The organism is Gabonia massiliensis, from assembly GCF_001403595.1.
GTDB classification, from domain to species: domain Bacteria; phylum Bacteroidota; class Bacteroidia; order Bacteroidales; family Coprobacteraceae; genus Coprobacter; species Coprobacter secundus.
The window spans coordinates 854,252-861,907 of sequence record NZ_LN877939.1 but is presented as its reverse complement, the minus strand read 5'-3'; the positions used below and the strand labels follow the sequence as shown (position 1 = coordinate 861,907).

At 38.6% G+C, this 7,656-nt stretch carries 12 protein-coding genes; all 12 read left to right on the top strand.

The window, feature by feature from the left end:
- The first annotated feature begins 96 nt into the window (after positions 1 to 96).
- The 12 genes from BN2628_RS08285 to BN2628_RS08230 all read left to right on the top strand — a co-directional run bounded on the left by BN2628_RS08285 (position 97) and on the right by BN2628_RS08230 (position 7,653).
- The gene (locus tag BN2628_RS08285) at positions 97 to 348 is read left to right on the top strand and encodes a hypothetical protein (RefSeq protein WP_055096814.1); all 252 of its coding nucleotides are present in this window, start codon (positions 97 to 99) and stop codon (positions 346 to 348) included.
- An 81-nt stretch (positions 349 to 429) separates the two neighbouring features.
- On the top strand, positions 430 to 1,113 hold the full coding sequence (locus BN2628_RS08280) for a hypothetical protein (protein ID WP_055096812.1): 684 nt from the start codon (positions 430 to 432) through the stop codon (positions 1,111 to 1,113).
- A gap of 154 nt (positions 1,114 to 1,267) precedes the next feature.
- The gene (locus BN2628_RS08275; RefSeq protein WP_055096810.1) at positions 1,268 to 1,723 is read left to right on the top strand and encodes a hypothetical protein; all 456 of its coding nucleotides are present in this window, start codon (positions 1,268 to 1,270) and stop codon (positions 1,721 to 1,723) included.
- Between the two features lie 232 nt (positions 1,724 to 1,955).
- On the top strand, positions 1,956 to 2,213 hold the full coding sequence (locus tag BN2628_RS08265) for a hypothetical protein (protein WP_055096805.1): 258 nt from the start codon (positions 1,956 to 1,958) through the stop codon (positions 2,211 to 2,213).
- A 196-nt stretch (positions 2,214 to 2,409) separates the two neighbouring features.
- A complete protein-coding gene (locus BN2628_RS08260) occupies positions 2,410 to 2,646 on the top strand; it encodes a hypothetical protein (RefSeq protein WP_055096803.1) in 237 nt (78 codons plus the stop codon).
- A gap of 4 nt (positions 2,647 to 2,650) precedes the next feature.
- Positions 2,651 to 2,884, top strand: coding sequence for a hypothetical protein (locus BN2628_RS08255; protein ID WP_055096802.1), 234 nt, complete (start codon positions 2,651 to 2,653; stop codon positions 2,882 to 2,884).
- A complete protein-coding gene (locus tag BN2628_RS08250; protein WP_055096800.1) occupies positions 2,884 to 3,141 on the top strand; it encodes a hypothetical protein in 258 nt (85 codons plus the stop codon). Before BN2628_RS08255 ends, BN2628_RS08250 begins: the two co-directional genes overlap by 1 nt.
- Complete coding sequence (locus tag BN2628_RS08245) at positions 3,138 to 3,389, top strand: hypothetical protein (protein ID WP_055096798.1); 252 nt, start codon at positions 3,138 to 3,140, stop codon at positions 3,387 to 3,389. The genes BN2628_RS08250 and BN2628_RS08245 overlap by 4 nt, the downstream gene beginning before the upstream one ends.
- Positions 3,389 to 4,006 (top strand): PI-PLC domain-containing protein, encoded by a 618-nt coding sequence (locus BN2628_RS08240; RefSeq protein ID WP_055096796.1) that lies wholly within the window; start codon positions 3,389 to 3,391, stop codon positions 4,004 to 4,006. The genes BN2628_RS08245 and BN2628_RS08240 overlap by 1 nt, the downstream gene beginning before the upstream one ends.
- Positions 4,007 to 4,099: 93 nt before the next feature.
- Positions 4,100 to 4,888, top strand: a complete 789-nt coding sequence (locus BN2628_RS08235) for a phage antirepressor (protein WP_055096794.1) — start codon at positions 4,100 to 4,102, stop codon at positions 4,886 to 4,888.
- A gap of 44 nt (positions 4,889 to 4,932) precedes the next feature.
- On the top strand, positions 4,933 to 5,058 hold the full coding sequence (locus BN2628_RS17590) for a hypothetical protein (protein ID WP_257606431.1): 126 nt from the start codon (positions 4,933 to 4,935) through the stop codon (positions 5,056 to 5,058).
- A 6-nt stretch (positions 5,059 to 5,064) separates the two neighbouring features.
- Positions 5,065 to 7,653, top strand: coding sequence for a hypothetical protein (locus BN2628_RS08230; protein ID WP_055096793.1), 2,589 nt, complete (start codon positions 5,065 to 5,067; stop codon positions 7,651 to 7,653).
- Positions 7,654 to 7,656: the final 3 nt, after the last annotated feature.

Here is a 7,656-nt window from a genome sequence, read left to right as displayed (position 1 = left end):
GTAAAGTACTTCCCTTATTCAGGATGGGGAACTGGAAAGACTATTAAAGACGGTAGAGGATTAATGAATTTAATTAACCAATTAAAATAATAACTTATGGGGAATTTTTTAGAAAAAATTAAAGAAGCAGAATTAAAAATTATCGATGCTGGGAAATCCGGCAATCCTGAAGAATTGATTAAGTCCGCGATATCTGTTGCACAATTTTTAGAGGCAAAAGGATTTGAAGCAGAAATAAGGTTCAAAAAAGGACAAATTCAAAAATGGTCTAAAGAACAAAAACTTGAATATGTAACTATAACATTCGGAAAATATGAATCAAATGAAAATAGTTTTTTTGGTATTTAGAGAACGAGATAAAAGAACTTGAGGAGTTAGTGGAATACCAAAATAAAATAATTGAAAAACTTCAAAAAAATGATATGAATTATGGGAACAAAAGAGAATATAAATATATATGATGATTTTAATTTCTGCACGACATTAGAACAGTCAAAAAGTTTATTAAAACTTGGGCTTAATCCTGAGACTTCTGATATGACGTATTTAACGGGTATAAGAGACGGAGAAGAAGAAACATACGGCATTTTGCCATATAAAGAATTAGAACCTGAATGTAGGAAAGGCAATATTTTGTACAAAAATATCCCAGCATGGACATACTACAGACTATTAACACTTTTGCCTAAAAAATATATATTATTATCTCAAAGAAGAATTGGAATTACTGAAATAGCTTTAAATAGTAATATCCCAGCAGGAGATATCATATCAGTAAATTTAGATAAAGGAGTAGGAGGATTATTAACCATTATTAAAAATGAAGCATTTATCGAGAGAATTAATAAGGAATTTTTAATAAAAGAGAATAATTTGCCTTGGATTAGTATTAGTGAACAACAGCCTGAACATGATGAATTAGTTTTAACAAGGCTTGAAGCATACCATTTTAAGCCTAAACTAAATGTTTATAATGCCTATGATAAAGCATGGGATACAGAAGACGGAGACGATTTTGATTGTAATATAAGTGATAATGATTTATGGATGTCGATTCCTACATTTGATGATATAATGAATAGTAACAAATATATTATAAAAAGACTTAAATAGAAGTGAAAAAGAAAGAAATTCCTAAATCGTGCGACTGTAGAAACTGCAAAAACGCAGGAGAAGTAACAGACTTCATGGTGTTTTGCAATGTCTTAAATATATATCGTTCTGTAGGAATTAGACCTTACTGTGCAAAATTTAAAAATAAATAGACATGGCAGAAATAGAAAATGTAGTCATAATAGATAGATTTGATTATGACGAACTGGTAGAAAAAGCAAGGATGACAGATGAAGAAATTAAAAAAGAAGCTGAACGCATTTTTATGCAAGAAAATGGAGTCCTTGTAAGAATTGAGTTTAACGAATATCCCAATTCAAAAAACTTCACAGCTCCTATTGGATTTATCAGAGGTGGAGAAAAAGAAGATATTTATAATGCTTTAAATGATATTGAACCAAAAATAGAAGAATGGATGGAAGAAAATTTTAGACTATACACAAAAAGATTAAGGGATAAAAATATTACTGAAAAGAATTGCATTGGACTAAGTAAACGGGTGGTTAATTTAGAAGAAAGACTCAAACTTTTAAAGATTAAATATACATACTTATTATCTTATGCTGTAATAATATCTATGATAACTATTTTCTTATTATGTGGAATTTAAAAATAAATTGTATGGGAAAGTATATTAAACTACATTATTATTTTTATAATTACAGATGTTCAAAAAAGGAACTTTGCTCTATATTAATATACACAGATAGTATAAAACTTGTATCAAGTTATTCCCATCATTGCACTGGAAGTATTGTAACGATGAATAATGGCGAGATGATAAATGTAGTAGAGACGATAGAAGAAATTAAAAATATGTTGAATACTAAACAAGAATAACCATGATAATTACACCAAAAATAGATTATTTAGAAGGCTGTTTTGATACAAAAAAAGTAAGAATGAATTGCGTCACATCGAAAAATAGGGGAAGGATAGATTTGTGTTTAGAATCAGATGACGGATTTAATATACCAATAGCAAGGGTAAAATTATTTAGCAATGATTTGTTTGTTGATTTTATAGAAACTTTTGATGATGCGTCAAAATTTGGCGAAGAAATAGCCAGAAGGTGGAACGAATTTAAAGATAAAAAATAATTTATTATGAAAGCAGAAATAATAGAACAAGTAAAAGATTTGGAATACTAAAGTCGGAGCATATTTACATGGGACAGTATGTTTTTCAACACAAAAAGAGTATAAAATTGGATATTATAGCGAAGAGTGGTTTGCATTTAATTTCACTATTTCCAGCGATAAAGTAGTATTGTCAAACATATAAAAATACAAGAAAATGATACAGACAAGAATAAATAACGCGGACATCTCTTGGGAAGAATTCCCTATTTTAGCGTTTAATCCAGAATTAAATGTTATTATTATAGCCTTAGAAAATGGTGATTATTTAAAGGGAACTGTAGTATGTTCTGATAACCCAGAACATCCAATTGGAAAATACTACGAATACTGGGAAAAATCAGAATTTTGTCCTTTTGAAGATGAAGTAATATTAAAAAACAAAAGCAAATAATGAAATGATTAAGGAACAAATAAAAAAGATTAACCTTACTTGGGAAGATTACCCGCTTTTAATGTGGAACCCAAAATTAGGTATTATGATTATAGCTTTAGATAATGGCGATTATCTAAAAGGAGCTATATGTTATACAGAAACTGATGATTTTGTAGTTGGTATATATAGTGAAAAATGGGATAAAAGCGAGTTCACACCTTTTTTAGGAGAAATGACATTAAAAAATGACTTATAATGAAAAAGGTATTTTATTTCTTCTTCTTAGGGCGCAAACATAGATTATTTGCTAAAAATAGATATATTGCTAATCAGGCAAGAGCCATGTATTGCATTAAAGAATTCTCGGAGTATGAAAATATAACTGAGGAAGAATATTTTTCAGGAGATAAAACGTTAACTAACCTTTTTAAGACAGAAGAAAGATTTAAAAAATACAAGGAGAAAAATTATTTTGAAATATTATGTAGTTATAACACAATAGAGCAATTATGAAAAAGGTTAGAGCAACATTACAAAAAATGGGATATGGGGACGAATATTCGGAATATACTGAATATGTTTGTTTAGTTGACGAAACATGTCACGGAGGGGAATATACATTTTGTGGAAATGCAATTCCAGATTCTCATTTAGATATAGAAGGATTTGAAGCTATAGGAGATGAATATAAAGGGTCTATAAAAGAGGTTACTTGCCCTCAATGTTTAAAAAGAATAGAATATATTAAATCTTTAAAATAATGGAAAAAATACTCGGAGCGCACAACGCGAACACATACCTTAAACCACGCAAATGGTGGATGAGACTAATTAACTTTACGTCAAAATGCCAGAAGTTGACAATAGATGAACAGCTCGAGCATGGGGTAAGATATCTTGATTTCAGAATAAGATATGATAAAGAATTAGGACTGTTTTTTTATTGTCACGGGTTGGTAGAATACACTCCCTCAGTAAATCAGATTGTTTTACTTTTATCTATTTTTGCATATATAAATGAAACAGAAACAATCTATATTAGGTTTGTGTATGATGATACATTTAATAATAATATAGATGATTTCGATTTATTCAATTTATTTATAGAACATATATATCCTATTATTAAGAATAACTACAATATTATTTGGGAACTTATAAAAAAATCTTCATGGAAATATATATATTCCAACAATAGACCTCAACTTTCAATAGTAGACTGTTTCAAAAATTACAGAGGCTACAAATGGATTCCTTGGCCACGATGGTGGGCAAAGAAGAATAACAAAAGGCTGAAAAAATTCATGGATGAATATCAAGAAGGAACACCGGACAAAGATACTGTGTTCCTTTTTGATTTTGTAGAGCAGTCTACTTGACAAATTCGCTGAATTCTGTAAAAACTATCATTCGGACGATCCGCACCGGGATTGTCTAAACCTTTTATTGTCTAAAATTTAAATCAAATAATCATGAATGTTCAATTATTTAAAAACGAAAGTTTTGGAGAAGTGAGAGTATCCGGAACCAGTGAAGAACCTTTATTTTGTCTTGCAGATATTTGTAAGGTGTTAGATTTACAAAATCCTTCAACCGTTAAAAATCGGTTAGATGCCGAAGATGTACAACTTATTGATTTACACGCCCTAAATTATACAGAGGGTATGAATGGAAACTCAAAGGCCAATTTTGTTACAGAATCAGGATTTTATGATGTTATTTTGCAAAGTTCATCACCTAAAGTAAAACCTTTTCGAAAATGGGTAACAAGTGAAGTCCTACCCTCTATCCGTAAAACAGGAGGTTATATAGCATCTTCAGAAGAAGATACTCCAGAAATAATTATGGCACGAGCCATATTGGTCGCACAAGAAACAATTAAAAAGAAAAACGAAAAACTAAAAGACTTGGAACATCGAAACAGGATTCTCGAACCAAAGGCCGAACTTATGGATAAAATTCTGGATACCGACCAAAAAATAGACATCGGACAAGCCGCTAAAATACTTCAATTGTCCTTCGGTAGAAATACTATGTTCCGCAGGCTCCGGGAAAAAGGAATATTCTTTAAAAACCGAAATGAACCAAAACAAGAATATATAGACCGGGGATACTTCGAACTAAAAGAAAAATATATAGATAGAAACAATCACGACGGATTCACGGTAATAAAAGTGCTCGTTACACAAAAAGGCCTCGATTTTCTTGCTAAAATGTTTGAAGTAGTAAAATCAAAAAAACAACTTGCTTTAATAAAATAATCAACCTGGCGGAGTCTGATGATTCCGCCTTATTTTTTCGAGATATGAAGGATATAGATAAAATTGCGTGGAAATTGGCTTTAAAAGTAAGTTTTCTAACAAAAGAAGAAAAAATATTGTATGCCAAGGCCTTGAAAGAGGCGATTGTGTGGGGTAAAACAAAAAAATAAATAAATATGACAGTGAAAAGTATCGATTTAGGCGGAATCACCCGCCATACGGCATCGGAGATGTCAGCCGACGGTGAGATGCATGATGTGGTCAATCTGCGGAAAAAGTACGGCAGGTACATGCCGGCCAAGGAAAATGAGGTCTTGTTTGTCGCCGGGGATGCCATCCCGGGCACAAAAGATGATTACCGTATGCTTTACATCCATGACAACAGCGGGTATGAGCATTGGATATCGTATTGCGGAGGGGCACTTTATCTGGAAATGGAAAAAGAAGGCGGGGAGTTGGTCGCTGTCGGGGAAAAGATTGCAGATATAGACTTGCCCCGCGAGGTGAAGTCGATCGGCAACATTCTCATCCTGGTGACCTCTTCCGATGTGCTTTATTTCCTGTACACAGGGGGACATTATACGCAGATACAGGACATACGCACTCCGCTCGACATACAGTTTACGACCGAGCCGGTAGGGAAAGACGTCTACTATCCTCACTTGTACCGCTATGACAACATAGCAAAGGTCGAGAATGATGATACTCCGGTCGACGGCAAGATATTGCAGGCCCTCTCCGATATGAAGTCGGAGGGCTTCGTCGGATGCCAGTGCCTGCTGCGGTATGCTTACCGGCTGTACGACGGCTCGTATATCTGCCAGTCGCAGCCTGTCCTGCTTGTCGGCAGCGAAGGGATGCAGAGCCTCTATCTCGACCGGTACGAGTACTATGGCGACTATGACGGGCACAGTGCCGGAGACAACGACTGGTATTACGGGACGTATGCCTATAAGATAAAGATGGATGTCGCGAAAAATGACGTCCTGTACAGCACCCGGGAGGTGATAGAGTCGGTAGACATCTTTATGGCGGAAGTCTCGCCATACGATTATACAGACAGATACCATCTTGGCGAACCGTTTATTTTCACTGATGAGCCGGACAAGAAACGGGGGCTGTCGAAGTATTATCCTTTTGCGCATGAGGACCGGGTGCAGAAAATCGCCGAGACGGCCGACTTCCGCCTGGTGGACAGCATCAAGACTTCGTCCTTGAATGCAGATGTCTCCAGAGAGCTCGACCTGAAGGGCAAGCTCGACAACCTCTTGCAGCAAGACCGCCTGCCCGACGATGAGTTCTCGCACAACACCGTTACGGCAAACTCCGCCTTTACATACAACTCCCGGTTGCATCTGGGAGACATTGCCACCAAACTGTTCAGCGGATTTACACCCAAAGATTTCAACATAGGGCAGAGCCGCTTCAATGCCGTAGACATCCCTTTGCCGTCGCCTGCCGTCGCCGACAGCAATACAGTTGCCCTGTCGTATATAGAGACGTATATCAAGACCGACTTGGGCGATGCCGTCGTGGTATCCCGGGCCGAGGGATTCCGCCTGCGGGGTATCAATCCCTATCTGTCGTATCCCGACTCGCGGGCCTATAAGATGGTGGTGGTATGCCTTTGCGGGGAGAGGGACTATGTCCGGTTCGAGTTCGAGCTGAAGCCCAACGAGTTCTTGAACTCGGCCTGTTACATAAACCCCACACTTGACCCCATATGGAAAGCCTTTGCCGAGCCCGGCGGCCCGGTAGCGTATCCCGAAGAGAGAAACGCTGTGGAGCGTGCTACCAACAAGCTCAAAGTGTCGGCTCTCGACTCCCCGTTTGTCTTCCCTGCCGAGCAGACCTATACGGTGGGCAACGGGCAGATTATCGGCATGGCGTCTGCCACGGCGGCACTCTCGCAGGGACAGTTCGGGCAGTTCCCCCTGTACGTATTTACCACAGAAGGCATCTGGGCGTTGGAGACCGGCACAGGAGAAGTAGTCTATGCCAGCCAATCGCCCGTAAGCCGGGACGTATGCAGCAGCCCGTCGAGCATTACCCCTCTGGACTCGGCCGTAGCCTTTGCCTCCGGGAAGGGGTTGATGCTGCTCGCCGGTTCGCGGACGTCGTGCCTGTCGGAAGCCTTGGACGGCAAACCGGCCGCCATGTACCTCCCCGGGGCGTGGACGGAAGCGCTGGGGTTGCACGGCATCGATTGCTCCGCGGCAGATACCTTCCTGCACTATCTCGGAAGTGCCCGGGCGGGATTTTCTTACTCCGAGAAGGAGATATACATTACTTCCGGAGAGTATGATTATTACTACGTGTACGGGGTAGATACAGGACTGTGGAGCCGGAGGGACGGATGCATAACGGCACTGATAGACCACTATCCGGCACTCTATGCCGTCGACTCCCCGGGCCGGGTGCTCGACCTGACCTCGGAGAGCGGCGCTGCCCGGGCGGCTGCTTGGGTGACCCGTCCGCTGAAACTTTCGGGGCAGGCCTATAAGCGGCTTTCGCGCAGTATACTCCGAAGTCTCGTGACCGGAGAGGTAGATTGTTTTATCTTCGGCTCGTCGGATGGCGTGGCGTTCCAATTGGTAAATCGTGTGTCGGGCAGTGTCGCAGGCAAGAGGGATATCGTCTTCGGTCGGGTTGTGAAATCGTACAAGTATTTCGTTTATGCTTTTGTCTCCGGGGGAGGCAGCGAGGTCGAGATAAATGGTCTCGACATCTCTTTCGATGATATATATAATACGATATTAAGATAAAAT

What these genes read in the sequence shown, in the direction of transcription:
- BN2628_RS08285 (WP_055096814.1), top strand. Translation starts at nt 97, where the DNA reads ATGGGGAATTTTTTAGAAAAAATTAAAGAAGCAGAATTAAAAATTATC.
- BN2628_RS08280 (WP_055096812.1), top strand. Translation starts at nt 430, where the DNA reads ATGGGAACAAAAGAGAATATAAATATATATGATGATTTTAATTTCTGC.
- BN2628_RS08275 (WP_055096810.1), top strand. Translation starts at nt 1,268, where the DNA reads ATGGCAGAAATAGAAAATGTAGTCATAATAGATAGATTTGATTATGAC.
- BN2628_RS08265 (WP_055096805.1), top strand. Translation starts at nt 1,956, where the DNA reads ATGATAATTACACCAAAAATAGATTATTTAGAAGGCTGTTTTGATACA.
- BN2628_RS08260 (WP_055096803.1), top strand. Translation starts at nt 2,410, where the DNA reads ATGATACAGACAAGAATAAATAACGCGGACATCTCTTGGGAAGAATTC.
- BN2628_RS08255 (WP_055096802.1), top strand. Translation starts at nt 2,651, where the DNA reads ATGATTAAGGAACAAATAAAAAAGATTAACCTTACTTGGGAAGATTAC.
- BN2628_RS08250 (WP_055096800.1), top strand. Translation starts at nt 2,884, where the DNA reads ATGAAAAAGGTATTTTATTTCTTCTTCTTAGGGCGCAAACATAGATTA.
- BN2628_RS08245 (WP_055096798.1), top strand. Translation starts at nt 3,138, where the DNA reads ATGAAAAAGGTTAGAGCAACATTACAAAAAATGGGATATGGGGACGAA.
- BN2628_RS08240 (WP_055096796.1), top strand. Translation starts at nt 3,389, where the DNA reads ATGGAAAAAATACTCGGAGCGCACAACGCGAACACATACCTTAAACCA.
- BN2628_RS08235 (WP_055096794.1), top strand. Translation starts at nt 4,100, where the DNA reads ATGAATGTTCAATTATTTAAAAACGAAAGTTTTGGAGAAGTGAGAGTA.
- BN2628_RS17590 (WP_257606431.1), top strand. Translation starts at nt 4,933, where the DNA reads ATGAAGGATATAGATAAAATTGCGTGGAAATTGGCTTTAAAAGTAAGT.
- BN2628_RS08230 (WP_055096793.1), top strand. Translation starts at nt 5,065, where the DNA reads ATGACAGTGAAAAGTATCGATTTAGGCGGAATCACCCGCCATACGGCA.